28 protein-coding genes and 2 riboswitches are annotated in these 26,404 nt (G+C 56.8%); of the genes, 13 read left to right on the top strand and 15 right to left on the bottom strand.

Going from position 1 to position 26,404, the window contains the following annotated elements; genetic code table 11:
• The first annotated feature begins 12 nt into the window (after nucleotides 1-12).
• The 7 genes from MNODULE_RS14310 to MNODULE_RS14340 all read left to right on the top strand — a co-directional run bounded on the left by MNODULE_RS14310 (nucleotide 13) and on the right by MNODULE_RS14340 (nucleotide 5,280).
• On the top strand, nucleotides 13-897 hold the full coding sequence (locus tag MNODULE_RS14310) for a metal ABC transporter permease (protein ID WP_168060936.1): 885 nt from the start codon (nucleotides 13-15) through the stop codon (nucleotides 895-897).
• Between the two features lie 4 nt (nucleotides 898-901).
• Entirely contained in the window at nucleotides 902-1,216 is a 315-nt protein-coding gene (locus MNODULE_RS14315) for a hypothetical protein (protein WP_238339496.1), read from the top strand.
• 114 nt (nucleotides 1,217-1,330) lie between these two features.
• The gene (locus MNODULE_RS14320) at nucleotides 1,331-1,648 is read left to right on the top strand and encodes a hypothetical protein (RefSeq protein WP_168060940.1); all 318 of its coding nucleotides are present in this window, start codon (nucleotides 1,331-1,333) and stop codon (nucleotides 1,646-1,648) included.
• 118 nt (nucleotides 1,649-1,766) lie between these two features.
• Nucleotides 1,767-2,762 carry a transporter gene (locus MNODULE_RS14325; protein WP_168060942.1) on the top strand — a complete coding sequence of 332 codons (996 nt, stop codon included), beginning with the start codon at nucleotides 1,767-1,769 and terminating at the stop codon, nucleotides 2,760-2,762.
• 25 nt (nucleotides 2,763-2,787) lie between these two features.
• Nucleotides 2,788-4,218, top strand: coding sequence for a YncE family protein (locus MNODULE_RS14330; protein WP_168060944.1), 1,431 nt, complete (start codon nucleotides 2,788-2,790; stop codon nucleotides 4,216-4,218).
• A 9-nt stretch (nucleotides 4,219-4,227) separates the two neighbouring features.
• Nucleotides 4,228-4,797 carry a TlpA family protein disulfide reductase gene (locus tag MNODULE_RS14335; RefSeq protein WP_168060946.1) on the top strand — a complete coding sequence of 190 codons (570 nt, stop codon included), beginning with the start codon at nucleotides 4,228-4,230 and terminating at the stop codon, nucleotides 4,795-4,797.
• A 126-nt stretch (nucleotides 4,798-4,923) separates the two neighbouring features.
• Complete coding sequence (locus MNODULE_RS14340) at nucleotides 4,924-5,280, top strand: tetratricopeptide repeat protein (RefSeq protein WP_168060948.1); 357 nt, start codon at nucleotides 4,924-4,926, stop codon at nucleotides 5,278-5,280.
• A gap of 97 nt (nucleotides 5,281-5,377) precedes the next feature.
• On the opposite strand, the gene hemG is transcribed toward MNODULE_RS14340, so the two are convergent.
• On the bottom strand, nucleotides 5,378-6,802 hold the full coding sequence (gene hemG, locus MNODULE_RS14345; RefSeq protein WP_168060950.1) for a protoporphyrinogen oxidase: 1,425 nt from the start codon (nucleotides 6,800-6,802) through the stop codon (nucleotides 5,378-5,380).
• Between the two features lie 136 nt (nucleotides 6,803-6,938).
• Between hemG and MNODULE_RS14350 the strand changes: the two genes are divergently transcribed.
• From MNODULE_RS14350 to MNODULE_RS14360, 3 genes are all read left to right on the top strand, one after another.
• Nucleotides 6,939-8,495 (top strand): hypothetical protein, encoded by a 1,557-nt coding sequence (locus tag MNODULE_RS14350; RefSeq protein ID WP_238339498.1) that lies wholly within the window; start codon nucleotides 6,939-6,941, stop codon nucleotides 8,493-8,495.
• 273 nt (nucleotides 8,496-8,768) lie between these two features.
• On the top strand, nucleotides 8,769-9,539 hold the full coding sequence (locus MNODULE_RS14355; protein ID WP_202882217.1) for a hypothetical protein: 771 nt from the start codon (nucleotides 8,769-8,771) through the stop codon (nucleotides 9,537-9,539).
• Nucleotides 9,540-9,635: 96 nt separating this feature from the next.
• Nucleotides 9,636-10,631, top strand: coding sequence for a hypothetical protein (locus tag MNODULE_RS14360; RefSeq protein WP_168060955.1), 996 nt, complete (start codon nucleotides 9,636-9,638; stop codon nucleotides 10,629-10,631).
• Nucleotides 10,632-10,666: 35 nt separating this feature from the next.
• Here the strand turns inward: MNODULE_RS14360 and hemH are convergent, their stop codons facing one another.
• Both hemH and hemE read right to left on the bottom strand, forming a co-directional pair.
• Complete coding sequence (hemH, locus tag MNODULE_RS14365) at nucleotides 10,667-11,626, bottom strand: ferrochelatase (RefSeq protein ID WP_168060957.1); 960 nt, start codon at nucleotides 11,624-11,626, stop codon at nucleotides 10,667-10,669.
• Entirely contained in the window at nucleotides 11,623-12,663 is a 1,041-nt protein-coding gene (hemE, locus tag MNODULE_RS14370; protein WP_168061190.1) for a uroporphyrinogen decarboxylase, read from the bottom strand. The genes hemH and hemE overlap by 4 nt, the downstream gene beginning before the upstream one ends.
• Before the next feature lie 20 nt (nucleotides 12,664-12,683).
• Between hemE and MNODULE_RS14375 the strand changes: the two genes are divergently transcribed.
• The 3 genes from MNODULE_RS14375 (at nucleotide 12,684) to MNODULE_RS14385 (ending at nucleotide 14,840) form a co-directional block, all read left to right on the top strand.
• Nucleotides 12,684-13,010 carry a hypothetical protein gene (locus MNODULE_RS14375; RefSeq protein ID WP_168059264.1) on the top strand — a complete coding sequence of 109 codons (327 nt, stop codon included), beginning with the start codon at nucleotides 12,684-12,686 and terminating at the stop codon, nucleotides 13,008-13,010.
• A gap of 70 nt (nucleotides 13,011-13,080) precedes the next feature.
• Entirely contained in the window at nucleotides 13,081-14,106 is a 1,026-nt protein-coding gene (locus MNODULE_RS14380; protein ID WP_168060959.1) for a hypothetical protein, read from the top strand.
• A 101-nt stretch (nucleotides 14,107-14,207) separates the two neighbouring features.
• A complete protein-coding gene (locus MNODULE_RS14385; RefSeq protein ID WP_168060961.1) occupies nucleotides 14,208-14,840 on the top strand; it encodes a hypothetical protein in 633 nt (210 codons plus the stop codon).
• Between the two features lie 44 nt (nucleotides 14,841-14,884).
• On the opposite strand, the gene MNODULE_RS14390 is transcribed toward MNODULE_RS14385, so the two are convergent.
• The 12 genes from MNODULE_RS14390 to MNODULE_RS14445 form a co-directional block, all read right to left on the bottom strand.
• Entirely contained in the window at nucleotides 14,885-15,769 is an 885-nt protein-coding gene (locus MNODULE_RS14390; protein WP_168060963.1) for an energy transducer TonB, read from the bottom strand.
• A gap of 4 nt (nucleotides 15,770-15,773) precedes the next feature.
• Nucleotides 15,774-16,580 carry a heme ABC transporter ATP-binding protein gene (locus tag MNODULE_RS14395; RefSeq protein WP_168060965.1) on the bottom strand — a complete coding sequence of 269 codons (807 nt, stop codon included), beginning with the start codon at nucleotides 16,578-16,580 and terminating at the stop codon, nucleotides 15,774-15,776.
• Nucleotides 16,567-17,643, bottom strand: coding sequence for a FecCD family ABC transporter permease (locus MNODULE_RS14400; protein ID WP_168060967.1), 1,077 nt, complete (start codon nucleotides 17,641-17,643; stop codon nucleotides 16,567-16,569). Before MNODULE_RS14400 ends, MNODULE_RS14395 begins: the two co-directional genes overlap by 14 nt.
• The gene (locus MNODULE_RS14405) at nucleotides 17,640-18,560 is read right to left on the bottom strand and encodes an ABC transporter substrate-binding protein (RefSeq protein ID WP_168060969.1); all 921 of its coding nucleotides are present in this window, start codon (nucleotides 18,558-18,560) and stop codon (nucleotides 17,640-17,642) included. The genes MNODULE_RS14400 and MNODULE_RS14405 overlap by 4 nt, the downstream gene beginning before the upstream one ends.
• On the bottom strand, nucleotides 18,557-19,237 hold the full coding sequence (locus tag MNODULE_RS14410; RefSeq protein WP_168060971.1) for an adenine nucleotide alpha hydrolase: 681 nt from the start codon (nucleotides 19,235-19,237) through the stop codon (nucleotides 18,557-18,559). Before MNODULE_RS14410 ends, MNODULE_RS14405 begins: the two co-directional genes overlap by 4 nt.
• A gap of 18 nt (nucleotides 19,238-19,255) precedes the next feature.
• A complete protein-coding gene (locus MNODULE_RS14415; protein ID WP_168060973.1) occupies nucleotides 19,256-19,819 on the bottom strand; it encodes a cob(I)yrinic acid a,c-diamide adenosyltransferase in 564 nt (187 codons plus the stop codon).
• Nucleotides 19,820-19,946: 127 nt separating this feature from the next.
• The gene (gene cobS, locus MNODULE_RS14420) at nucleotides 19,947-20,678 is read right to left on the bottom strand and encodes an adenosylcobinamide-GDP ribazoletransferase (RefSeq protein ID WP_168060975.1); all 732 of its coding nucleotides are present in this window, start codon (nucleotides 20,676-20,678) and stop codon (nucleotides 19,947-19,949) included.
• Nucleotides 20,675-21,739 (bottom strand): nicotinate-nucleotide--dimethylbenzimidazole phosphoribosyltransferase, encoded by a 1,065-nt coding sequence (cobT, locus tag MNODULE_RS14425; RefSeq protein ID WP_168060977.1) that lies wholly within the window; start codon nucleotides 21,737-21,739, stop codon nucleotides 20,675-20,677. Before cobT ends, cobS begins: the two co-directional genes overlap by 4 nt.
• Nucleotides 21,705-22,289 (bottom strand): bifunctional adenosylcobinamide kinase/adenosylcobinamide-phosphate guanylyltransferase, encoded by a 585-nt coding sequence (cobU, locus tag MNODULE_RS14430; RefSeq protein WP_168060979.1) that lies wholly within the window; start codon nucleotides 22,287-22,289, stop codon nucleotides 21,705-21,707. Before cobU ends, cobT begins: the two co-directional genes overlap by 35 nt.
• A gap of 1 nt (nucleotide 22,290) precedes the next feature.
• Nucleotides 22,291-24,150, bottom strand: a complete 1,860-nt coding sequence (locus tag MNODULE_RS14435) for a TonB-dependent receptor plug domain-containing protein (RefSeq protein ID WP_168060980.1) — start codon at nucleotides 24,148-24,150, stop codon at nucleotides 22,291-22,293.
• Nucleotides 24,151-24,173: 23 nt separating this feature from the next.
• Nucleotides 24,174-24,406, bottom strand: a riboswitch (cobalamin riboswitch).
• 88 nt (nucleotides 24,407-24,494) lie between these two features.
• A riboswitch (cobalamin riboswitch) is annotated at nucleotides 24,495-24,694 on the bottom strand.
• Nucleotides 24,695-24,752: 58 nt separating this feature from the next.
• Nucleotides 24,753-25,202: a hypothetical protein gene (locus MNODULE_RS14440; RefSeq protein WP_168060982.1), complete on the bottom strand. Its 450-nt coding sequence runs from the start codon at nucleotides 25,200-25,202 to the stop codon at nucleotides 24,753-24,755.
• Nucleotides 25,195-26,283: a type IV pilus twitching motility protein PilT gene (locus tag MNODULE_RS14445; protein WP_168060984.1), complete on the bottom strand. Its 1,089-nt coding sequence runs from the start codon at nucleotides 26,281-26,283 to the stop codon at nucleotides 25,195-25,197. Before MNODULE_RS14445 ends, MNODULE_RS14440 begins: the two co-directional genes overlap by 8 nt.
• Between the last annotated feature and the right edge of the window lie 121 nt (nucleotides 26,284-26,404).

Genomic DNA, 26,404 nt, shown 5'->3' on the forward strand with positions numbered 1-26,404 from the left:
TACGAGGATCTGATGCTGTCTTTTCTTTTTTGGCCCTTCATCGCCTGTCTGATTCTGACCGGGATTCACACCTATCTCGGCCTCCATGTGATCCGGCGGGGGGTGATCTTCGTCGATCTGGCGCTGGCGCAGATGGCGGCGCTCGGCGCGACCGCAGCCCTTCTCTTCGGCCGCGACCTGCATGATCCGGCCGCCTACTGGGCCTCCCTCGGGATGACGCTGATCGGCGCCGCCTTCTTCTCCCTCTCCCGATCGCGCGATGAAAAGATCCCCCAAGAGGCGATCATCGGGATCGTCTATGTCGTCTCGGCCGCCGCCGCCGTCATCGTCCTTGACCGCGCCCCGGGCGGAGCGGAGCACATCCGCGGACTGCTGGTCGGAAATATCCTCACGGTCACCCCCGCGCAGATCACGAAGACGGCGATTCTTTACACGGCGGTCGGCCTCTTCCACTGGTTCTTCCGAAAAGTCTTTCTACTCATCTCGTTCAACCCCGAGGAGGCCCTCCGCAGGGGATACCGTTTCCGCGCCTGGGATTTTCTCTTCTACGCGGCTTTCGGCGTGGTGGTGACAAGTTCGGTCTCGCTGGCCGGGGTTCTCCTCGTCTTCGCATTCCTCATCGTCCCGGCATTGGCCTCGCTGCTTCTGACGGACGGAATTGTGCCTAGATTATGGATCGGTTGGGGATTTGGAACGGCGGCCAGCCTCCTGGGGCTGGCCGCCTCGGTGACGTTCGACCTCCCGACAGGGGCCTCGATCGTCTGCGCCTTCGGGCTGCTCCTCCTTCTTCCGATCCTCGGAAGATCCCTTTTTCGGATGATCCGGCCCGGAATCCGAGCAACACGGCCCCGCGGCAACCCCCTAAAGGGGGAAAAGCTTGACAACAAGTTTGAATAGCGCTATGAATAGAGGCATGTTCCGCTTAAGCTACAAAAAGATTATTCTCCTCTCCTTCCCTGTCATCTATTTTGCAGCGCTCATTCTAGGAACCCTTTGCGCGTTCGACTCCCCCACCGAGCAGAGCCATCACCATGGCCGGACGGTCTCGCACAGCGCCTCTTGTCTCCTCGCCTGCGCAGCCACCGTCACCGACCGGACGCAAATAGTTCCCCTGACACTCTCTCTGTTACTCATCGGAACGGTTCTGACCTTTCGGAAAACGCTCCCCCATCAATCCCTTCTACGGCGGCTTCACAGCCGGGCCCCGCCCCTCTGAACCTTATTTAACATTCCCTGAATGAGCCCGCTCCCGAATGGGGCCATTCTCTTGGTTCACCCGCGATCCGCCTGGAAAGGCGATGTCTCGCACGCTCCTTTACTTGTGAACACCATGTCTAGAATGTGGATTAAAAAGACCGCCCTTCTCTTTACGCTGGTCTATCTTTTCTCGACCGGCCTGATCATGGTTCGCGCCGAGGGGCATGCCCTCAGCCATGAGGAGCATACGGAGGATCATGCCAAGCAGCATGCCTCTTTCATCTGCACCTGGATGTGCGCCGCCTCGACCTTCGTCCACACATCGGGGCAGACCCTCGATGGGCAATCGACCCCTTCTTTTGAAATCCCGACCGTCCAACCGGAAGAACCTCCCCGGCCGCAACCCCTCTCCACCGGGACCATTCGACCTCCTCCTTTTTCCCTTTCCTAAACTATTTCGTTCTTCGTCAAATCATTCATTCGGACGCGCCGCAGAAGTGACCGCCTGCACATCGGTGTTCGGCGTGGTCTCACTCGGCGCGATCCGAAATCACTGAAAAGGAGTCTTCATGCGTCGGATCGTTCTATGGAACATCAGTTTACTCATCTTACTCGTCGCTCTGATCGTGATGCTGAGCGAGAAGGTCGCCCTCGCGAGCTGCGGATCGGCAAACTGCTTCCTTGTCACCGGCACCCAAGAGGGGATCGCCACCCCCGGCCAGATTGTCGTCGATCTCTCCTATCGTTGGATCCCGATGGATCAGATCCTCCGGGGGAACGACAAAGCTTCCGAGGCGCTGGTTCCCCGGATCGATTTCGAAAACGGGGTGATCGTCCCGAACGGTCACAGCGAGATCCGGACCAACAATGAGCTGATGCAGCTCGATCTCGGATTCGGGGTCAGCGAGCGGTTTACCCTCACTGCATCGGTCCCCTTCTTTAATCTACGGACCCATGAGCATGCCCATGTCCCCGGCGACTTCAGCCGGTCGGACGGGAGCTCCGGTTTCGGCGATATCCGCCTGATCGGGAAATATGCCCTCCTGGTCAGGACCAAGAATCTGATGGTGGTTGGCTTGGGAGTAAAGACCCCGACGGGGGAATATAAACTCCTCGATCACGACGGCGCGATCAACGAGCCGACGATCCAGCCCGGCACCGGCTCTTGGGACGGCATCGCTTCTTTTTATTATGCCTACCAGATCATCCCGCACGAATTCGACACCTTCTTCTCCACATCCTATCAGGTCAACACAGAGAATCCGCTCGATTATCGCTTCGGCCACACCCTCCTTGTGAATGCGGGGGGCTCCTATCGCCTCATGGAAAAGGCGCTGGTTAGCCTTCAGGTGAATCTTCGCCAGTCTCCGCATGATGAATTCAAGGGAGAGAAAGTCCCGAGCACCGGCGGGAGATGGGTCTATTTGACGCCGGGGGTGACGCTTCAGGCGACCCCTAACACGGCGCTCTATACCCATGTCCAACTGCCGATCTATCAAGAGGTCAACGAGGTGAACATCGCCCCTCGCTACGGCTTCATCTTCGGGGTCTCCCATGTTTTCTAAATCTTATCGGATTGGAGGAAGTGCCATGAAGTCCATCAATCAAGTCACTTGGTTTAAATCATTGATCGCCGTTCTCACCCTTTTTGCGGTTGCCGGATGCGGCAGCCAGTCGAGTCCTCCTTCCAGTCTCTCGCAAAGTGCAGGGGCACCTGCCGGGGTGGAAGCCCGGATCTTCGTCGGAAACACGAACGGGACAGTCTCCGTCATCGAGCACGGCGTTGCAGGAAACACGCTGGTCGAGCCGATCGATCTCTTTTCCAGCGTAGGGGATATGACCTCGTCGAGAAAGAACCACATCTTCATCAACCTGGGGGGCACGAACCAGGTCGCGGCGCTCGATCCGGTGGGCGAGGCAGCCACGTTTAGGAAATTCATCCCGGTCGGCCAGCGGCCGGTCCACATCAATCGCGACCCGGAAGGAAGCCGGATCTGGGTCCAGAATGATTCAGACCCGGCGACCGGGATCGACACCGTCACCGCCGCCTGTAACACGGCCCAGACCGGATCGGTCTCCGTGATCCAAAACCATGGCACCGCCGGGCACGATGACGAAGAGGAAGAGGTGAACGCCGGCGAGGTGCTTGCCACAATCTGCGTTGGAAAGGGGCATCACAAAGCCGCCTTCAGCACACCGACGGCGACCGACGGTTCCATTCCCCTCCGGGCCTTCATCAGCAACATTATCGACGGAACGATCTCCGTCATCGACAATGATCCTGGAACGGAAGCCTCACCAAACTCCAACTATCTCACCGTGATCGATACGATCGATCTTTGCGATCCGGCGCAGGAAACAGGGGGAACCTGTGACGCCGATCTCACCACGCCGAATGAGGCCGGTCCACACGGGATGGTGTTTTCCAATGTCAGCGGAAAAATCTACAACAACAATGAAGATTATGGAACCGTCAACATCATCAACCCGGCCACCCCCGCAATTGAGACGACGCTGGACATTGGATTTGCAGGCGCGACTCACGTCACCCCTGATGGCCGCTTCGTTATCGTCCGAGGCTTCGATTCGTCCACGGTGACGGGCAAACTGACAGTCATCGATGTAACCAACCCCAACGGCGCCGCAACGCACGATCTTGTGAATATTAATCCAGGTGCGATTGAATTTACGTCGGATGGGACAAAGATGTATGTCGCCGGGTCGGGAAGTACGCAGAGGCCGACCCAAAGAAGGGATGTCGTCCTGGCCTATGACATTTCCGCTCTGCCGACCCTGCCTGCTCCGGTCGAGATTACTGTCGGAACAACCACGGCAGGAAGGTCGATCGCGATTTTAGAGGAAGGTGGAGAAGCAACACATGTCTTCGCGACCAACCGCACCGAGGGAACGGTGTCGGTGATCGATGCAACTACCGATACGGTGGTCGATACCGTTCAAGTCGGCGGAACACCGACCAGTCTTCTGGTCTTTTCACTGGAAGGGGATCTTTCTCATGAATAGAGGTTTCAAATGAAAGACATAAATCAAAAAACAAAAAAGGGAGGGGCTCCCGCCCCTCCCCGTTTCTCTCTCCGAGGAATCGGCCTATTCGCGATCCTGGTCCTCTCTTGGGGAATCTTCACCGGCATGGGGTCGAAGCCGCCGCAGGTCGGCGGCCCGGCCCCTTCCATTCAAGCCGAAACGCTCAAGGGGAAAACCGTCTCGCTGAACGACTATCGCGGCAAGGTGGTGCTGCTGACCTTCTGGGCCACCTGGTGCGAGCCGTGCAAGAAAGAAATGCCGGAGATCCAGGCCGCTTATGAGAAATACAAGGAGGACGGCCTGGTGGTTCTCGCGGTGAATTTCGGGGAGAAACTCGACACGGCAAGCTCCTTCGCGCACCATGGAAAGCTGACCTTCCCCATCCTCCTCGACCGGAGGGCGAACATCGCCGAGCGCTTCGGCGTCGTCAGCCTGCCGGTGACCTTCTTTATCGATCAAGACGGAATTATTCGAGAACGGGTCGTGGGGGGGATATTGACGGAGCCGAGCATCGAGGAAACCTTTAAAAGGTTACTGAAAAACCAGAGCTCGGGTTGAGCGCTCCGCCGCCTACCCTTCACCTCGAGAGTACTGATTCGGAGTAGCCCAACAGGGTGAATTGATCCCTTCTATTCGAAGCGCCTAGAATACAATCTTTAGGGTTAGAATAAGAGGGAGGAAGCGATGAAAAAATGGATTGGATTTTTAGCGGCACTCCTGCTGGCAGTGGTGACCGGAGTGGTGACCGGACCGGTTTTCGCCGATCATATCGAGCCGGTGCAGCCGAAAGGAATTGCAGATGAGGAAGCGAAAAAACACTTTAAGAAAGGGGTCGAGGCTTTTAGGGAAGACAAGTTCGATGAAGCGGTAATCCACTTCCAAGCGGCCGAGCAAGAGGACCCCACCATACCGGAAACCCACGTCAACCTGGCGATGGCGCTGGCGGCAGAGGGCCAAACAGACCGGGCGGAGAAACATTTCGATCAAGCCTCTAATTTGATCGCACAGGCGGAGTCGCCTGAAATGATCCCGCAAGGGTAGCCGAGCGCTTAAAGTAGACGACCGCCCAGATGAAAATTTGCCCCCACCCGACCTCTTCCACCAAGGGGGAGGAAACAGGCTGGGGGCTTTTCTTTATTCATTTTATAGAAGAAACCGAACGAACGATCTTCTCCGCCGTTTCCATCCCCTGATGAATGCAATCCGGAAGGCCGACCCCCCGATAAGCGGCCCCGATAAGGTAGAGGCCGCGGTGCTTCGCCGCCTCTTTTTCGACCCCCTCTACCCAATCGAGATGCCCGACGTGGTACTGCGGGTTCGCCTTGATCCAGCAAAAATGGCGGGCCACCACCGGCTCGGCCTTAATCTTCAGGATCGACCGGAGCTCTTCCCGGACGATCGAAACGAGCGACGCATCGTCCAGACCGACGACCTCTTCCTGATGCGCCCCCCCCAGAAAAGACCGGATCAAGACATGCCCTTCGGGCGCCCGGCCGGGGAATTTGGTGGAGGTCCAGGTCGCCGCCATGATCTTTCGCTTCTCCCGACGGGGGATCACAAAACCGAAGCCGTTGAGCGGATGGGGAACGTCGGCTTTCCGGAACCCCAACGAGACGGTCGCCGTCGAGACATATTCATTCTCCCGGAGCCGCTTCGCCAGCGGCGCGTCCCACCCTTCAATCCAATCGGCCGCCGTATGGGTCTTGGTGGTCATGACGACCGCGTCGGCGAGGAGCCGCTCGCCGTCGAGGGAGACTTCGAAGCGGCCCTCCATCGGCCGAACCCCGATCACCTTCCGGCCGGAGAGCAACGTCACCTGATCCAACCTCGATCGGATCGCTTCGATTAAACCGGCCAGCCCATCCCGGAGCGAAACGAAGAGACTCCATTCACTCTTCCGGGGCGGCTTTTTAGCGGCATCCCACCGGCGCATCCACATCCCCCAGACGAGACTCCCATGTTCCCGCTCCATTTGCGCGAATTGCGGAAAGGTCGCCATCATGCTCAACTTCTCGGCGTCCCCCGCGTAGATCCCGGCGAGGATCGGCTCGGCGAATTGCTCGACCGCCGCCTGTCCCAGTCTTCGGCGGACGAACGACGCGATGCTCTCATCGGTGGCGGTCTCTTTCCGAGGGATCAGCAGATCGAGCCCCATCCGCGCCTTTCCGGAGAGCGAGACCAGCGGGGAGAAAAGAAACGGCATCACCCGCCCCGGCACCATCAAGTTGAACCCCTCCGGGATTGAGCAGAGTTGCCCCTTCGAGAGGATATAAATCGACTTCTCCACCGGGTTGGTCTGAATCAGCCGGTCGGTCAGCCCCAGCCGCTTGCAGAGGTCCAGCGCCCACGGCTTCTGGGTGATGAACGAATCGGGCCCCCCTTCGATCACAAACCCGTCGACCCGCTCCGTCACCACCTTCCCGCCGAAACGGGAATCCGACTCGATCAGCGTGCAATCGATCGCGAGTCCGTTCTCCTTCATTTTTTCTTGGAGGAAATAAGCGGTCGAAAGCCCGGTGATGCCGCCGCCGATGATGACGACCTTCTTTTTCTCAGTTCCCATTTTATTTCCCTTCAATGCCCCGCCATTTTATGGGAAACGGCGGAAAGTTTCAACAGAGGGTGTGGGCTGATGTCCGCTCCAAATGGGTTGTGCTCCCGACGCTAACTGTGTATACTCCCGCCGTCACGATATCGCCATGACCGGGATCAACATGAACGTAAAAAACAGGCTCCAATCTCTTCTGATCCGCCCCGGCGACCTCAACGCCTTCTTCGGCCTCGTCGTCGACAACATGACCCAGCTGGTGATCATGGCGGCGATTCTGGTCGGCATCTTTCAGTTTCCGCGCGAGATCGTCTACGGCCGGATGATCCCCGGATCGGCGATCGGCGTCTTCGTCGGTGATTTAGCTTACACGATCATGGCGATCCGCCTCGCCCGCCGGACCGGCCGCTCGGACATCACCGCGATGCCGCTCGGCATCGACACCCCTTCGCTTTTCGCTTTCACCTTCGGCGTTATCGGCCCCGCCTATGTGGCGACGAACGACGCGGCGCTCGCCTGGAAGATCTCGACGGCGGTGATCATCCTGGTCGGGCTGGTCAAAACGGCGGGAGCGTTCCTCGGCCCGATGATCCAGCGGGCCGTCCCCCGCGCCGGCCTGCTCGGGCCGATCGCCGCGGTGGCGCTGCTGTTGATCGCCTTTCTCCCGCTGCTGAAGATCATTCAAATGCCGCTGGTCGGCTTCTTTTCACTCATCGTGATTCTCACCTGCATCGTCGGGAAAATTCCTTTTCCCTTTCGGATCCCCGCCGCCTTCGCGGCGGTCGTCTTGGGAATTCTCCTCTCCCACCTGCTTGGTCTTTTCGGACTGGGACACGAAGCGGCGCTTCACGAAACGGCCGCCGGAGCGCTCCCTCTGCCGACGCTGGCCTTCCTGGAAGGGCTTCCACATGTGCTGGCGTATCTGCCGATCGCGCTTCCCTTCGCCATCATTGTCATCATCGGCGGGATCGACGTGACCGAGAGCGCCGCGGCGGCGGGGGATGAATACGATACCCGGTCGATCTTGTTGACGAGCGGGCTCTCGACGGTGGCGAGCGGCCTCTGCGGCGGCGTGGTGCAAACGACCCCCTACATCGGCCATCCGGCTTACAAGGAGATGGGGGGCGGAGCGGGATATACCTTGGCGACGGCGCTTTTTATCGGGCTCGCCGGAATCTTCGGATTCCTCGGGAATGTGGTCGATCTGCTGCCGGAGGCGGCGGTGGCGCCGATCCTGGTCTTCATCGGCCTGGAGATCACCGCGCAGGCCTTCGCCGCCACCCCGAAGGAACATTACAAAGCGGTCGCCTTCGCCTTCCTCCCGGTAATCGCCGCCGTCATCTTGATCCAGATGAACAGCCTCCTGGGGAACCTCGGAAAAAGTTCCTCCGACCTCCAGGGGGAGACGGCCCTCACCTACCAGGCGATGTTGTTCCTCTCGAACGGCTTCATCGTCTCCTCGCTTCTCTGGGGTGGAGCGCTGGCGGAGATCATTGACCGGCGGCTTCGACGCGCGGCGCTTTTTTTCGGCGCGGCCGGGGCGCTGGCCCTCTTCGGCGTGATTCATTCCCCGTTTGAAGATGGACGGCTCTTTTTCCCGTGGGGGATCGAAACGATCTACCCGTTCCGGATCGCCGCGGCGTATGGGCTGATGGCGGCGTTTCTTGTCGGGATGGCCTTCCAAAGAAACCAAGATAAATCCAGATAAATTCAGCAATGTCTTGCTATCCAGACTGAAAAACTCACCATCTTTATTTCATACAGTCCATTACTTTCTCCCAAATAAGTTATTGACTTCATTAAAAAATAAGCATATACAACAGATGGAAATCTGAAATTTATTAACAACACTTAGTCTATGCATATGACTGAAGGGTCGACACAATCTCCGGTTAGCCAACCGGTCTCCGTAAAAGAATTTTTTGAGAGAGTTCCTCCTGGGCGTATCACTCCCATTAAGGATTTGGCCGGCAGAATATCCGTGAGTGGGACACTTGCCCCTTCTTACCAGTTTTTGTTACCTGAACTCGAACTTCACTGCGAGACAAAATCCTGTAATGGCATTCGATTTTTTGAGCCTCTGGAAAGAGGCTATCTGCAACCTGGCGAAATAAAGGAATACTTCGTCAGTTATAAATGCCGAAATTGCAAGAAAACAATAAAAACATATGCGGTATGGGCCTCTCTAAACGAAGATAGGGTCCAGGGAAATCTATTTAAATTTGGAGAGAATCCACCTTTCGGTCCACCGACACCAGCAAAAGTAATCACAATATTGGGCGCGGAGAAAGAATATTACTTAAAAGGGCGTCGCGCAGAAAATCAGGGGCTCGGCATTGCCGCATTCGCGTACTATCGCCGTGTTGTAGAAAATCAGAAAAACAAAATTCTCGACGAGATCATCCGTGTCTCAGAAAAAATTGGTGCTTCTAAGGAAATCTTGGGTGATCTCAATGCTGCGAAGAAGGAAACACAATTCAATAGGGTAGTTGCGGCACTCAGACACGGTATTCCTCCAGCCCTACTCATAAACGGCCATAACCCTCTGACCTTGCTTCACTCTGCACTCAGTGAAGGTCTGCATGCCCAAACTGATGAGGAATGTTTAGAGTTAGCCACAAGTATTAGGATAGTACTAACTGAGTTGGTGGATCGTCTTGCAAACGCATTGAAGGAGGAAGCCGAGCTCAAATCTGCCGTGAGCAGACTTCTTAAAACAAACATCGAAAGAACCAAGGAGAAAGACTCCTAGACACCATTACTTCTGATGGAATGAAACTGCCACACTACTAAACCTGACCATTAAGTTCAAAACACTGTTGCTCTTCTATCATTATCGATATCTACTATGCCGCAACTAGTCGCACACTTTGACGTTGAGTCATTACCGGGCCAATGCCTTATTGCTTTGCCAAATAAAGAGATCATTGTTCATTCTGCAATCAACGGGTTTGACGTAGAAATTCAACTAATCGTCAATGAAAGTTGGCGGGCAAAACACAAAAGCGATAACGAATGGACTCGTCGAATTGAACGTTTATTGGTCAGAGTATCGCGAAACGAAGTAGAATTTCCACCTCCGGTATATCCAAACGACAAAGGACACCTCGACTACACTATTCAAAGTGAATATTTTTGTCAGAGGATAGAAGCCTTTGGTCATGTAGCCCGGGAAGCAACGAATCGAATGATTCGTTTTTTCCGGTTCTTATTAAGGACACCCTCGTTACAGGAATTCCCAGCTAACCATCAATATTTTAGCAATGCGAAGTGGACAGACGAGAACAATAAGATTGTCGGCAAAGCCGGAGTCACTATAGTCTCAGAGAAGGTGCCTGGCCTGTACGGTGAACTCGGAGTCAAGAAGTTAAACCTTGAAACACTAGGGGCATTGGAAGATTTTATAGGTCACCCTATATCTCTCCCACTCACCCAACAGTTACTCTCAGATGCCCAAAGCGCCTGGTTCGAGGGCAATCTCCGTCGTGCGATCCTAGAATTAGCAATTGCCTGTGAGATTGCAGTGAAGCGTCAGTTTTTTGCAAATGATTCCCCGGCCGGAGCTGCTTTTGACTATCTCGAAGACAAAGCACAAGTGAACGTCCGAGTTTTAGAACTTATGGATCGAGTGACTTTAGAAGCTTTTGGAAAAAGTTTTAAAACTGAATACCCAAACGATTATAAGAATATCGACTACCTTTTTAGATGCCGCAACAAAGTCGCTCACCGCGGTAAGTTAATCTTCCGCAATGATAGCAACCAAGAAATTACCGTAAATGGAAAAACAGTCTCAGATTGGTGGGGTTCCGCCATAATCTTAATGGAGTGGCTATCCGCTCTTTAATATAGCCCGCTAAAAATTCCGAGAAAAGTAGACCTTTATACTGGCAAATGCGCGTGGACGACGGCGGCGAGCGCCTGAATGAAGAGCGGCGAGGCGTTGAGCGATTCGGTCCGGCGGAGCGCGATTCCTTTGGATTCCGCCGTTTGTTTGTAGAGGATGTCGATGTCGTAGAGGATCTCGACATGGTCGCAGACGAATCCGACCGGAACGATGAGGAGATGTTTTTCGCCTTTGGCGGCCAGCTCGTTGAGGACCTCATCCACCTCCGGTCCCAGCCATTTCCCCGGCGACATTCCGCGGCTCTGATAGGCAAAGCGGGAATTCACCTTCCCCAGCCGCTTCACCACGCCGGCGACGGTCACCTCCAACTCCTTCGGATAAGGATCTCCTTCCGCGAGGACCCGCTCTGGAAGAGAGTGGGCCGTGAAAAGGATCGGGATCGTCGATCGGATTTCTTCCGGATAGGCGACGAGCGCCTCCTTCACTTTTTTCGCGAAAGCATCGAGGAGAAGCGGTTGGTTGTGCCAGCTCTCCACCGCCGTCATCGGCAGGTCGCTCCCGGCGTCGGCGAGCGCCGTCTGGAGCGCCTGGATATAGGCGCCGACGCTCAGCTTGGAGTAGTGCGGGGCCAGGCTGATGGCGATGAGCTGTTGCGACTGATCCTCATTGATCTGCTTGACCGCCTCTTTGATAAAGGGGGTCCAATGCCGCATCCCGATGTAGACGCGGAATCGGGACGATTTTTTGTTCAGCTCGGCTTCGAGGGCGGCGGCCTGCTGCTGCGTGATCTCCAGGAGCGGCGACTTCCCGCCGATCAGCCGATAACGCTCCCGGACCTGCGAGACGATCTCGGGCGAGGGGACCCGATCCTTCATGATGTGGCGGAGAAACGGCTCGACGTCGTCGAGCGAATCGGGCCCGCCGTGGGCCATCAAGAGGACCGCCACCTGCTCCGATGGAACCTTCTTCATCGGGTTTCCGTTCCGGGTGATCATCTCGCGCTCTTTCGGTGGACCCGCTCGATCACCGCGTCGACGCTCTCAAGGGGTGTTTCGGGAAGGATGCCGTGGCCGAGATTGAAGATGTGGCCGGGGCGGCCGGCGGCGCGGCGAAGGATTTCATCCACCTGCTTTTCGATTTCGGCCCGCGGCGCGAAGAGGACGACCGGATCGAGATTTCCTTGAACGGCGACATCGTACCCCAGCCGCTTCCATCCCTCATCCAGGTTGACCCGCCAGTCGAGGCCGATCACATCCCCCCCCGCCTCTTTCTGCAGCTCCAGCAGCGTCGCAGTCCCGGTCCCGAAGTGGATCAGCGGCACCCCCGCGCTCCGAAGCGCGGTGAAGAGCGCCTTCATGTGGGGAAAGACAAAGCGCCGGTAGTCGTCGGGCGAGAGGGCCCCGATCCAGCTGTCAAAAACCTGAAGCGTCTGCGCCCCCGCTTTGACTTGGGCGAGCAGGTAATCGGAGAGAACGCGGACCAGCTTCGTCATCAAGAGATCCCAGACCTCCGGCGCGCCGTACATCATCCGCTTGGTATCGAGATAATTCCGGGAATGTCCCCCTTCGATCATGTAGCTCGCGAGGGTGAACGGGGCGCCGGCGAAGCCGATGAGCGGCACCTTCAGCTCTCGCCGAACCTGCCGGATCGCCTCCATCACGTAGCCGAGGCTCTCTTCCGGCTCGACCGGCCGGAGCGCTTCGACCCCTTTTTTATCTTTCACCGGATTGTGGATGGCCGGTCCTTCTCCCTTGACGAATTCAAGCTGCAGCCCCATCGGCTCCAGCGGCAGGAGGATGTCTGCGAAGATGATCGACGCGTCGAGCTCGAACCGTTTGATCGGCTGAAGGGTCACCTCGGCGGCCAGCTCCGGCGTTTTGCAGACGGTCAGGAGCGAATGCTTCGCCCGGACTTCGCGAAATTCTTTCATGTAGCGTCCCGCCTGGCGCATCAGCCAGACCGGCGTGCAATCAACCGGCTCCCGCCGGCAGGCTTTTAAGAATCGATCGTTCGTGGGAGACTCCCTTTTGATTACGGATTGGCGATTTCGGATTGCAGCCTGAAACAGGCGAAATTTATTATTTTTTAATTCGCAATCCGCATTCCGCAATCCGAAATTTCTTCAAATTACCGCTGGATTCTAACATCCTGGGGGGGAGGAGTCAATCGCGGGGTGAACGCCTGGTGAGAATTTGGAGCGGGATGAAAACCGCCGGACAAGATATGTTTTCAATCTTTGGACATTCATTAGAAAAAGAAATCGACATCCGATCGGGCAGGTCATCAAGATTGGAGGCACGACGTCATCTTCATGGCCGCACCGAAGAGCCAGGCGTCTTAAAAGTGTCCTCTTCTCCCCTCCCTAAATTAAGCCATTGACATTACGGGTGCCTTAGATTATACAGAAAAGCCATAGGTAGAAAAAGACGCTTTTTAGGGCGTCTAATACATGTTAGCTTACAGAATGATTCCACCCGAGTACACCGAAGAGTACGAAATCAAACACGTGTCCTTTGGCAGGCCCCATGTGGTCTTGCTGGGCGCCGGAGCCAGTTATGCAGCGTTCCCCAATGGCGACAAGAACGGGCGCAAGCTTCCTTTGTTGAAGGACTTCGTAGAGGTCATCGGTTTAGAACATTTGATGTCGGAAGCTAACATCCAACTACCATTTGATGACTTCGAAGCAATTTATTCGAGGATTGCTTTAGACCCCGATCTGACTTCTGTAAAAGGCCGCATCGATACTGCGGTCTACACATACTTCGAAAGCTTGGAACTGCCGGAAGGACCGACCCTCTATGATCATCTGATACTGTCTCTGCGCCGTAAGGACGTGATTGCGACATTCAACTGGGATCCATTTCTTTGGAATGCGTGCCACAGAAACCGTTCAACTGCAAGTCCGCCGTCGATCCTATTTCTACACGGCTCGGTAGCGATCGGTCGCTGTGACAATTGCAAGATTGTGCTTTCAAGAAGTCAGGTCCACTGTAAATGCGGGCGCGCGATCGAGCCGGTACCTATCTTATTTCCAGTAACGAAAAAGAATTACAACTCTGACGCAGCAATTGCAGCGCACTGGCGGAACCTTCAGCGAGCATTGAAAGAATGCTGGGCATTCACGATTTTTGGTTACAGCGCCCCGAAGACTGACGTAGAGGCGGTAGCTTTATTAAAGGAAGGTTGGGGTAGGGTAAATGATCGGAATCTTGAAGAAATCGAGATTATCGACATCAAGAACGAAGATTCGCTTCGCGCATCATGGGATCAGTTCATTCACACGCACCATTACACAGTCAAGCGCAGCTATTTTGAATCGTGGCTTGCTGAGCACCCCCGCCGGAGTTGCGAAGCAATCTGGGCACAAAATATGGATTGCATGTTCATTCAGCCTTTCACTCCTCCACGGAATTCGTCATTTGAGCAACTGCATGCTTGGTTCAAACCGAGGATTGATGCGGAATCTGCAGGCTAACTATGTGGTACGTGTCTGGTACGTGTCAGTCTTAACTTTTTGACTTATGCACATAGGTGTTAAGAGGGGTGTTATTTTGATTAACCACAGAGAAACAAAAAATGACTGATGACATAGAATCGTCAGCTGAACAATTAGAAAAAGCAAGCTTAGAGAACAAAAGACTTTGGAATGCGACAGCAGCAATTACTTTCGCATGGGCTAACATTGAAAACTCCATGATCATGCTCCTCGAAAAAATCTTAAATGAGAACCGCACTAGCTCTGTTAGCTATGCGTCTGCAATCTATTTTGCACCTTCCAATATAGAAACGCGATTCAAAATCGTGGACAGGGCTTTAGAGGAGTTCATTTATCATCATGGGTTAGTAGGTTTAGCTGATGAATGGAAGGCATGTCTAAAAACATTAGACAATCTTAAACGTACCCGCAACAAAGTTGCTCACGGTCATATCAGCAGTATACACAAAAATGGGAAAACTTATTATCGTTTAACTTCACCCCTTTTTAATATGCAGGAGGCCCGTGCCACATATAAGAATAAACAGATTCCCGGCCTGAGCGCTAATGATTTAGAAAATTCCTTAAAGGCTACCTTTGAGATAAATCAAAGAATTCGTGAATTCACGAAATTGGTAGAATTCATTCAAATGGGGGATCTCCCTTCATACGGGAGAAAACTCGCTGAACTGAGGGCCAGCCGTGAAAAATCAACCGATAACAGGACAGTCTAAATCCTCCTCAACCTGTCTCGACCACCCCTACGTGGGAAACCCCTCTAAGGATCATCAAGAGCGAAGATCACCGGAATGCGGACGGAGGAAGTTACCGGCGTCTCTCCGCGCCGCGCCGGGAGAAAGGTCCACTTCATCACCGCCTCGACCGCCGAGCGGTCGAGATCGTCATGCCCGGAAGATTGCTCGATGAGCGCCTCGCCGACTCTCCCGGTCGAGAGAACCGTTACCCGGAGGAGGGCCGTTCCTTCCCTCCCCTTGGCCCGCGCGCTCTCAGGATAACGCGGCTTCGGATTGGATCGCCCGGCGCTTGGAATCATAAAACGGGGACCGATCTGCCCTCCTCCCGCCCCCCCGATCCCCCCGGGGAGCGCATCACTGACCGTCGGCTGGGGCGCGCCTCCATCTGAGGAGCCTGACTCTTTCTCCCATTCTCCCACCCCCCCCGCTGAGTCGTTGCCGGAACGGTTCCCTCCTGTAACAAGTCTGAAGGTCGGCTCCGGTTCGAACCGCTCTTCGGACAAGGGTTCCACAATCTCCTCCATGGGAGGAAGGTCCGGATCGGAAAAAGCATCCGGTTCCTCCGGAAAGACCGTTTCCGGCTCCTCCTGATTGGAAGGAGGAGAGACTTGCGCTTCAGCCTCCTCGACAGAAGAAGGCGCGGGGGACGGCGGGGCCCCCTCCGCGATGGAGGCGAGGGCTTCTTCGGATTGCATCGGGAAAGCAGGCCGCGGTGGGATAAGATCGGACGAGCCGGTGGCGTCTCCCATGATCGAGGCGGACGATTCTATCCGGCCAAGCGAGACCAATTCGACAACCAAACCCTCTATTTCACTTCCGCGGCGATTCTCTCCCGAAAAGAGAGCGAAGAGCAGAACCATGTGAAACAGGAGGGAAAGGACCAATGCAAGGCGAATCTTTGACTTCATCTTTTCATCTCCCCGGCGGCGCGATCGAAAGGGGGGTCACCACCGGATAGTGAAGCGTCGGATGAATCGTGATCTCCGCCTCGATGCCGTAGACCCGCCGCAGATTCTGCTCCGTCAGGACCGCCCGCGGCGCACCGTCCGCAATCACCTCCCCCTGATGAAGCAAGATCAAGCGCCGGCAATAACGCGCCGCCAGATGAAGATCGTGCAGCGCCATCACGACGGAGATCCCTTTCTCGACGAGAGAAGCGACCAGCTCGATGACGCCGAGCTGATGCTGCGGGTCGAGGTTCGCCGTCGGCTCATCGAGCAGAAGGGTGCTCGCCTCCTGCGCCAGGGTCCGGGCCAGCAGCACCCGCTGCAGTTCTCCCCCGGATAATTCCGTCACCGGCCGGTCGGCCAAAGCGCTCGTCGCCGTCCGCCGCATCGCCTCTTGGGCGATTTCATAATCTCTGGAAGACTCCCGCTCGAAGCGCCCGAGATGCGCATACCGCCCCATCAGAACCACCTCCCGGCAGGCAAAGGCGGAATCGAGCGATGGGCTCTGGGGAAGATAGGCGACCCGCTGCGCGAGCGCCCGATGGCTCCACTCACTGAGGTCTTTCCCGTCGAGGAGGATCGCGCCGTCGGTCGGTGTCAGGAGCTTCATCAGCAGCTTCAGGAGGCTCGACTTCCCCGCGCCGTTCGGACCGATCAGGCCGATCAGCTCCCGGCCCCCGATCTTGAGATCAATCCGATGCAAGATCGGCCTTCCTCTCCTCGAAAGGGAAACCTTTTGGATATCGATCCCCCCCGTCTCAGCGCCCGCCATCACGAATCCCTTTATGAAGAAGGTAGAGAAAAAAGGGAACGCCGACCAGCGAAGTAATCGTCCCCAAGCGAAGCTCCTCCGGCGAGATCACAACCCGCGCCAAGAGATCGGCGCCGACCAGGAAGACGCCTCCCGCTAAGAATGAGGCCGGTAGCAAGATCCGGTGATCGGGACCGATGATCAGCCGAACGACATGCGGAATGATGAGGCCGACGAACGCGATCGTCCCGGTGAAAGCGACCGCCGCGCCGGTCACAAGCGAGGAGAGCAGCAGCAGGAAGCGCTGGACCGATTTGACCCGCATCCCAAGCGCCGCCGCCCCCTCTTCCCCCTCCAAGGCAAGGAGGTTCAGATCGCGCGCGAAGAAGAGAAGGCCCGCGCTCCCCAGCAGGATCGGAACAAACGCCACCTTCAGATGAATCCACCCCCGCGCGTCGAGGCCCCCCATCAACCAAAAGAGGATCTCGCCGACCACGGCGACCGAGGTGAGCCTCGAAAGGATCAGGGACATCATCGACACCATGAAGATCCCGACCGCCATCCCGGAGAGGAGAAAGGTGGTCACCGGCGTCTTCCCGTCCCGTGTCGCAATCCGGTAGACCAGGAGAACCGTGCCGAAGGCGCCGGCGAAGGCGAAGGCCGGCAGGATGAGATGATGATGAAAAGCGAGTCCCGACCCCAGCGCAATCACCGCGCCGAGGGCCGCCCCGCCGGAGAGGCCGATGACCCCCGGATCGGCCATCGGGTTGCGGAAGAGCCCCTGCATCGCCGCCCCCGAAACCGCCAGCCCCCCGCCGATCAATGCGGCCAAGAGAACACGCGGAAGCCGGACGGTGAGGATGATGATTTCCTGTGACGCCTCCCACCCCGCGAGATGGATGAAAGGGAGTTGATTCAGTATCAATCGAGCAACCACCGGAAGCGGTACCGCCACCGATCCGACCGCCGTCGCCACGACGATCATTCCGGCCAGCAGAAGAAGGAGCATGGAGAGCAAGCCGGCCTTCGGCCAGAAGGAGGGGAGCGTGCACCGCAGGGGAAGGGTCAACGGAGACGGCCTCATCGGGATCGCGCCCCTTCTTTTCCCAGCGCCGCCGAATCGAACCACTCCGGATGGATGATCCGCGTCATCTGCTCGATTCCATCGACAATGTAGTGGGAGACGGTCGAGAGATGTTTTTCCGGAATCGCGTAGACCCGCCGGTTGCGGACGGCGGAGAGATGCCCCAGCTCCGGATGGGCCATCAATTTTTCATAAAAATCGGGCTCCTCCGGGTTCCAGTCGCTCACGATCACGATCTCCGGATCGAGCTGAATCAACCGCTCGACCGACAACTTCTGGTGTCCCACCAACCCGACCTCCGCCGCTTGATTCCGCGCGCCAATCAACGCGGCGATCTCATCGAAGGTGGTCTCTTTCCCGGCCACGACGCCGGTCGGGGTGTAGAAGAGGACCCGCGGTTTCCGCGGGGCGGCCGCCGCCCGCGCGGCGATCCGATCCAAACGCCGATCCATCTCGGCGACAATCTCTTCCGCCCGCCGCGATTCGCCGACCACCCGGCCGACGGTCCGGATATTTTGTTTGATCCCCTCAATAGAAGAAAAGAGCTCCAGCTTGACCACCGGAAGCCGCGCTTCGGTCAACTGCTTTACGACATCCATCGAGGTGTAGGTCGCGACGAAGACCAGGTCGGGCTGCAACGCCACCACCTGTTCCATGTTCGCCCGGATTTTGTTCGGCACACCTTTCGCCGCTTCGGCCACATGGGAGATCCCCGGATCGGCCGCCAGATAGGTTACCGCCGCGATCCGCTTCGGATCGACCAGTGAGAAAAGGATCTCATCGGTACCGAGCGTCAGCGAGACGATCCGCTGCGGTTTCCTGGGGGGAACGGTCTCCTCTGCCGCAACCCCCGGTGAGTGATCGGCGAAAAGAAAAAAGAGCGCCAGAATCCAAAGGATGGGCCGGACGCTCCTCATCGGACCGCCTCCGCCGCCGGTAAGAGATCGGCGAAGACAAACCCGTCCCGCGTGACGACCTCACCGACCGTGACGGAGATTGGATGGCGGAACATCGGCCCCGCGACCGCAAAGCTATGAAATTCTCCTCGCTCCCCGCACGGATCGACCTCTTTCGGGAGGTCATCCAGAAAGGATGCGTTGAACGTTCGCCCGGCGAAGGTCGGCGCCAGATGCCGCGGATCGATGCAGGTGATGACGGCAGACAGACCGCCGGCGATCATCTCTTGGGCAAGCCGGTCTGTCGGGATCTGCCAGAGGGGGAAGAGCGGTGTGATCCCGGTGCCGGAAAGCTGCTGCTCCCGGTACGCCCGGATGTCTTCGAGGAAGAGATCTCCGAAAGCCATCTGCGTCACCCCCTCTTGCTTCGCTTCTTCAATGAGCCGGCGCATCGCCGCTTCATACGCCTCGTTGCTGCAAGGAGAAGGGATCGGCACGACGTGAAGCGGAACCCCCGCCGCCTCGGCCTGCGCTTGCAACAAGCTCAACCGGACCGCGTGCATCGCCACCCGTTGATGTCGCTCATTCACCGTCGTGACCAACCCGGTCACCTCGATATCGGGCTCCTGCCTAAGACGATAGAGCGACCAGGCGCTGTCTTTGCCGCTGCTCCAGGAAAGCCAGGTTTTTTTCTTCATATAAATTTCCTTTTTCGCTCACGCCCGGCTGTCCCACAACAGATCGGCGATCCCCCGCTTTTTGTTCTCATACCGCGCCATGACGAAGAGAGCGTCGGAGAGGCGATTGAGATACGGGACCGTGAAGGGGCCGACCGGCTCCGCCCGCCGGAGGGCGATCACTTCCCGCTCCGCCCGGCGGCAGACCGTCCGGGCGACATGAAGCTGCGCCGCGCCGGGCGCGCCGCCCGGAAGAACGAAATTCTCAAGCGGGGTGAGCGCTTCCGAAAGACGGTCCATCAACTGCTCAAGGGCGTCGATGTGGCGCTGCTCGATCTTCGGCACGTTCATCTTCACCTTATCTTCCTCCGGAATGCAGAGGTCGGAGCCGAGGTGGAAGAGATCGTTCTGGATCCCGGACAAGGCTTTCATCAATACCGTGTCGAGCCCCGCCGCCATGGCGACGCCGATGTGGGAATTGAGCTCGTCGACCGTGCCATACGATGAAATCCGCGCGGAGTCCTTCGGAACCCGCCGCTTGCTGCCGAGCCCAGTGCTTCCATCATCTCCGGTTCGCGTATAGACTTTTGTGATCCGCGGCATCAATGAACTCCTTTCATCATTCCTTGAAAAGCTCTCTGTCCGTCATTCCCGAAATGTTTAATCGGGAATCCAGTTTATTTAAATCAATGGCTTCTGGATTCCCGCTTTCGCGGGAATGACGGCTAATCTAAACTGCGCTGATGAAGAGGAGCACCCCCACTTCCACCATCTCGGAGAGCGCCCCCAGCGTATCCCCCGTCCAGCCGCCGATCCTTGATTCCAGAAACCGATTGAACAGCCAGACCGACAAAAAGACGAGCGATGCTGCGATCAATCCGATTCCCTTTGAGATCAGAAAAGTGCCTGCAAGGGTGATCACGGTCGCGCCGGCGCAAGGGAGCCAGTGGATCTGTCCGATGAACGGCTGCGCCGTTCCGCTCTCTCGGGCATACCTCCCGATAAAACTCGCCAGGACCATCGCCCATCGGCTGAGAAGCCCCATGAGGAGGAAAGCGCTCAGCCACCCCCGACGGATCATCTCACCAAAGAGAGCATATTTCAAGATCAAGACCACCCCCAATCCGATGACGCCGAACGCGCCGATATGTGGGTCCTTCATCACCGAGAGAATTCGCTCTCGGCCCCCGCCCGCGGCCAGGCCGTCGCAGAGGTCGGCCAATCCATCGAGATGGAGTCCCCCGGTCAAAAGGGCCAAGGCCAGCAGGAGGAGCGCCGCCAATGGCGCCGGAGCCAGAACCGGTTCGAGCAGACGGACCATCCCCAGCAAAAAAGCGCCGATCGCCAATCCCACCACCGGGAAGAAGAGGACGGAGCGACCGAGGTCGCGCTCGGTGGCGATCATTGAATGATGGCATGGGACGATGGTGAGGGTGCCGATCGCGGTGAAGAAGCTTCTCATCGTTCCCGCTCCGGACTGGAGACGCCCGCCTCATCAAAAGTCGCCATCTCGGTGAGAATGCGGACGGCGCTCTCCACCAGGCCCATTCCCAATGCCGCGCCGCTCCCTTCACCCAACCGCATGTTGAGATCCAAGAGCGGATCGAGCCCCAGTTTGTCCAATGCGATCCGGTGGCCCGACTCCGCCGAGCGATGGGCGGCGACTAAATATTCCTTAACCTCCGGTGCAAGCGCCACCGCGACTAAGGCTGCGGCGGTTGATATAAATCCATCAACCACAACCGGAATCCGGTGCGCCGCCGCCCCGAGGAGAAGACCGACGATCCCGGCAATCTCATACCCGCCGACCTTGGCCAGCACGTCGATCGGATCGTCCGGATTCGGCCGATTGACCCGGAGTGCATCCTGAATAACGGTCCGCTTCAAACGGAGGGTCGGCTCGTCGATTCCCGTTCCCCGTCCGGTCACCGCTTCCACCGGCGAGCCGGTCAAGAGCGCCGTGACGGCGCTGCTGGGGGTGGTGTTGCCGATCCCCATCTCGCCGGTCCCCAAGAGATTCGTGCCGCGGCGGGCCTCTTCTTCCGCCAGTTCGCATCCGACGGCGATCGCCGACAGCGCCTGTCTGCGCGACATAGCGCGCCCGAGTCTCATGTTCCGGGTTCCCCGATCGATCTTTCGATCGATCAATCCCGGCAATTTCCCGAAGGGGTGGTCGACCCCCATGTCGATCACACGGACGTCGGCCCCCGCCTGCCTCGCGAGGACGCAGATTGCCGCTCCCCCGTGAAGGAAGTTGTAAACCATCTGAGCCGTGACCGCCTGGGGATAGACGCTGACCTTCTCCTCCACCACCCCGTGATCGCCGGCGAAGACGCAAATGACTTTCTTCAACGGCGGTGAAGGAATCTTTCCGGTCACCTGGATATACCAGGTTGCCAACTCCTCCAACCGGCCGAGGCTGCCGGGGGGCTTTGTTAGACTGTTGAGACGCTTCTGAGCAAGAATGCGTCCCGATTCTTCCAACGGTTTAATCCGGCCGATGACCAACTGCAACCTTTTCATCACGCTTCCTTTTAATCGGGACGGCGATTCCCGCCATCATCCAGTAAACCTCATCGGCCTCGGCGGCCCACCGCTGGTGGAGAAGGCCGGAGAGATCCCGGAAGAGCCGGGAGAGGGAATGATCGGTGGGGACCACTCCCAATCCGACCTCGTTCGATACGGCAACGATCGAGAGATTGACCGATCGGGCCACGCTGACCAACCGGTCGATCTCGCTCAGAATCTTCTCCTCATCTTCCCCCACCGTCGTCAAGAGGTTGGAAAGCCAAAGGGTAAGGCAGTCGATGACCGCCACACCTTTTCCTTGCATTGACTGGAGCAGATCGGCAAGATGTATCGGCTCCTCCATTGTCTTCCAAACCTCCGGCCGATCGCGACGATGCCGCTCGATCCGCCGCGCCATCTCCGCATCGGACGGTCGCGCCGTGGCGATGAAGATCTTCTCCTCACCCAAGGTTTCCCCTCGCTCCAATGCAAACCGGCTCTTGCCGGAGCGCGCGCCGCCGAGGATGAGGATCAGACGACTTTTGCTGAGATCTTTTCGCTCCATGCTAGAATGTTACCTTTACGCCGCCATAGCCGGAGAACCCCGCCGTCCCATAGCCGGTCACCTCTTCGTACTCCCGATCAAAGAGGTTCTCGACTCGTGCAAAGAGCGCAACGTTCCGGTGGAGGGCGTAAGTCCCGGAGAGGTCGACGACGGTGTAGTCGTCCATTTCAACATTGCCTACGTCAAATCGCTTCCCAACATAGCGGACCTGGAGAACCAAACGAAGGGGATTGGCCGGTTGGATGGAGAGGCTTCCACTCGCCTGATGACGGGGTCGCCGTACCAGCTCGTCCCCTGTCCCTTCATCCTTTGTATTCATAAAGGTGTAGCTTGCCGAAAGGGCGGCCTGTTCCAATGGTCTCGCCGAGACCTCGAATTCCCACCCGGTGATCTTCGCCCTCGCCACATTCTCCGGTCTTCCCACAAAGGTATCCGGGTTAAAAACAAAGACGATCAGGTCTTCAATCCGATTCTGGAAATAGGTTACACCCACCTGCACTTGCTCGCTCCAGAGCGACTGTTCGACCCCCGCTTCAAAACTCTCGCTCTTCTCCGGTTCAAGATTGGGATTGCCAAAATTAGGAAAGAAGAGATCATTAAGCGTCGGACCGTGAAATCCGGTTCCGTACGCCGCTCGAAGCTTTGTGGCCGTCGACTCCATGAGATAAGCGGTCTCGACTTTGTAAGTCGTTTCGCCTCCATATCGGTTATTGCCGTCATAACGGAGACCGAAGTTCAAAATAAAAGGCAACTGGCGAAGTTGATAGAAACCATAACCGGCATGATTGACCGTGGTTTCGTCAACGCCATCGCCAAACTTGCCGTTCTGCGACTCATACTCGTAGCCGACGGTCAAGAGGTTGCGGCGGCCGAGGCGGAGGTCATGCCGCCAATCCAACCATTTTCTTGAGGTGTCGATTTCAGAACCATCGAATGTTGTATCATCCTCGTTGAAGCCGACCCTCAGATGCTGATCCCATTCCTCAATGACGGCGGTCTTCATGCCGAGCGTAGTGACCCATTGCCGATGATCCAGGACCAGATTCCGAACGTCGACCGGGCAGAAAAAAGTGTCCGGATCACAACCGTCCAGCTCGCTCTCCGAGTTGGTATAACGCCCCGTCCATTCAAGCCGCGTCTTCTCTGAAAGATCGGTCCCTAGCCGCGCGGAAAAAGCAGTATTCTCATATCCGTCGTCCTCGCGATTTCCAGCGAGTTCATTCGCCCGGGAGAATCCTCGGGTGTCAAACCGCGACGCCGAGAGGGAGTAATCGACCCGCTCTGTTGACCCGTTTAACCCCGCCGCCTCCCGAAAAGTACGATACGCTCCTGCCTCCAGCGAGAGAAAGCCTGACGGAGGGCCCTCTCCTTTTTTTGTAAAGATCTGAATGACCCCGCCGAGGGCGTCCGATCCGTATAGTGTACTCTGCGGACCGCGGATCACCTCAATCCGTTCGATATTCTCCACGGTAAGATCCGCAAAATCGAACGCACCCGTGGTGGGGCTATTGACCGGAACGCCATCGATCAGGACAAGCGTATGATTGGACTCCGTTCCGCGCAAAAACACCGAGCTTGTCGCTCCTGGCCCGCCCTGCTGTACCACCGTCAGACCCGGCACTTCACGCAGTGCTTCCTCGACGGTGGTGAGATGTTTCTCTTCGATCGTCTTTTCGTCGATGAGGGTAACGGAAGCGGCGGTCTCTTTCAACGGAACCTCCGTTTGGGTGGCCGTGACAAAAACCGGCGGAAAGGTGGGAATCTCTTCAGGGGATGTTTCTTCTGCGCCGGATACATTGGTGGTGACTGCAATCAGAACGAGAAATGAGCAAAACGCAATACGCCATTGGAACGGGGTCATCTATCCTCTCCCTTCGAAAGGTAAAATGTGATCCTGAAAGGCCCGGTCTCCTGGCTGAGGGCAACCTACTCCCACGCCTTCCCAGGGAGGAAATCGTTACTCGTTATTAGTTAAACGTTAAGCGTAAAAGAATTTACGATTCACGATTCACGAATAACGAAACCCCAGTGGCCGTTGTGGTTTCGTTCCCGTCACAGTTGCGGGGCAGCAGCGGTTTTGCACCGCTTTCCCGATCAACCCTTCAGGTTATTTGATTTAAATTCTGTCCAAAAAAAATCCCCGCCTTTCGAATGGAAAGGAGGGGATGGAATGAGTCCGCCCCCCGTCTTGACCATCGAAGACAGGCAGTGCTTTCCATTCAGGCAGGTCTTCTGGCTCTGGGACGATCTTACTCCCGACCCCTTCCCCCCCGGATATTTTATACGGAGAGTGGTGTTGGTCGGTTTCGCGTCCCATAACAGCGGCGGGTCCGCTCCCGATTTACACGGGATTCCCTTTTCAATCCCGACATGACGTCGGGATCACCTGAACGGGTTCTTTATCGAACGGGTAATCTATACCAGGGGGGCGGAACGAAATCAACAAAAAAATTGATCGGGGGCTTAGTCGTGGACGGAGAGGACAAATTCCTGATTAATATAGACAACGAATTCCGGCTGGATGAGGGTGAAAAAACGGACCGGCTGATTCAGATAATCCTTCATCCGGCAGAATCCTTCGGGAAGGTTGACAAAAACATCCCCCTCGATCTCATTGCCCCGGATCATCTTCAAAGAGACGGAATTCTTTTTTCCCAACGTCATGAGGTCGTCTTTTTCCAGCTGCGCCGGGACCTTCGCCACGACGATATGAGACCGATTGATCAGGAGGGTTCCCCCTTTCGTCCTCACGGGGATGAACTTTTTCTCCTCGTGCAAAAGATCCCCGACCTTTTGAAGCCCCGCATGGTGCGCCTCATAGAGCCGGAGAAAAACTTCCCCTTCGACCTCGCTCCCGTCGGAGAGTTCGAACAAAACCGGACGGTTCTCTTTTTCGATCTTTCGCTCATCCACGGGGTGCCGCTCCTTGAGGGGCCGCTCCCTGCCCCGACAAAGGGAAGAGGGCTTTGTTCGTGGCAAATTTATGCGCCTCTTCAATCGATACCTTCTTCGAGGCCACCAGCGCCTGGAGGGCCTGATCCATCAGCTGCATCCCTTCGGCCTTTCCGGTCTGGATGACCGATGGGATCTGGAACGTCTTTGCTTCCCGGATCAGGTTGGAGGTGGCGGTGTTCACGAGCAAAATCTCCAGCGCCGCGCATCGCTTGCCGTCGACCGTCTTCAAAAGATTTTGAGCGACCACCCCTTTGAGCGATTCCGCCAACATCGCCCGGATCTGCTCCTGCTGGTTGGTCGGAAAGACGTTGATGATCCGGTCGACCGTCTTGGCTGCGCTGCTCGTATGCAGCGTTCCGAAGACGAGGTGGCCGGTCTCGGCCGCCGTAATCGCCAGCTCGATCGTCTCCAGGTCGCGCATCTCCCCGACGAGGATAATATCCGGATCTTCCCGAAGGGCCGCTTTCAGCGCGGCGGCAAACGATTTTGTATCGCGTCCGACCTCCCGCTGATTGATCAGACACCCCTGGCTGGTATGGACGAACTCGATCGGATCTTCCACCGTGAGGATATGCTCTTTTTTGGTCCGATTGATATAGTCGATGATCGCCGCGAGAGTCGTCGACTTTCCGCTTCCGGTCGCGCCGGTCACCAAGACCAGCCCTTTCTTGAATTGGGCGAATTTTAAAACGGTGGCGGGAAGCCCCAGCTGCTCGACTGTCAAGATTTGGGTGGGAATCATCCGGAAGACGGCGCTCATCCCGAGCCGGCCCAGGAAAATATTGGCCCGGAAGCGGGCCTGCAACTCCGGAACTTCGTAGGCGAAATCGATATCGTGCGTCGTTTCGAACTTCTCTTTATGGAGATCGCTCATGATTTCATAGAGAAGTTTCTGGTTTCCTTCATGTGTCAGTTTCTCGGGTGTGACCGGAACCAAGTCTCCCGCCGCCCGCATCATCGGGGGATTCTGCGGCGAGAGATGTAGATCAGACCCTTTTTTCTCTCTTAACGCTTTAAAGAGGACGTCGATTTGAGGCATGTGGACTCCGAATCATTGAGAAGCACGGAAGGAAGTTTACCATAGGATAAAAAATCTGTAAGTCGATGAGAACAATGGATGGATTTGGCCTAGGGAGGGAATCAAAAACAGGGAGGGCGGG

It is taken from the genome of Candidatus Manganitrophus noduliformans (genome assembly GCF_012184425.1).
Classification (GTDB): domain Bacteria; phylum Nitrospirota; class Nitrospiria; order SBBL01; family Manganitrophaceae; genus Manganitrophus; species Manganitrophus noduliformans.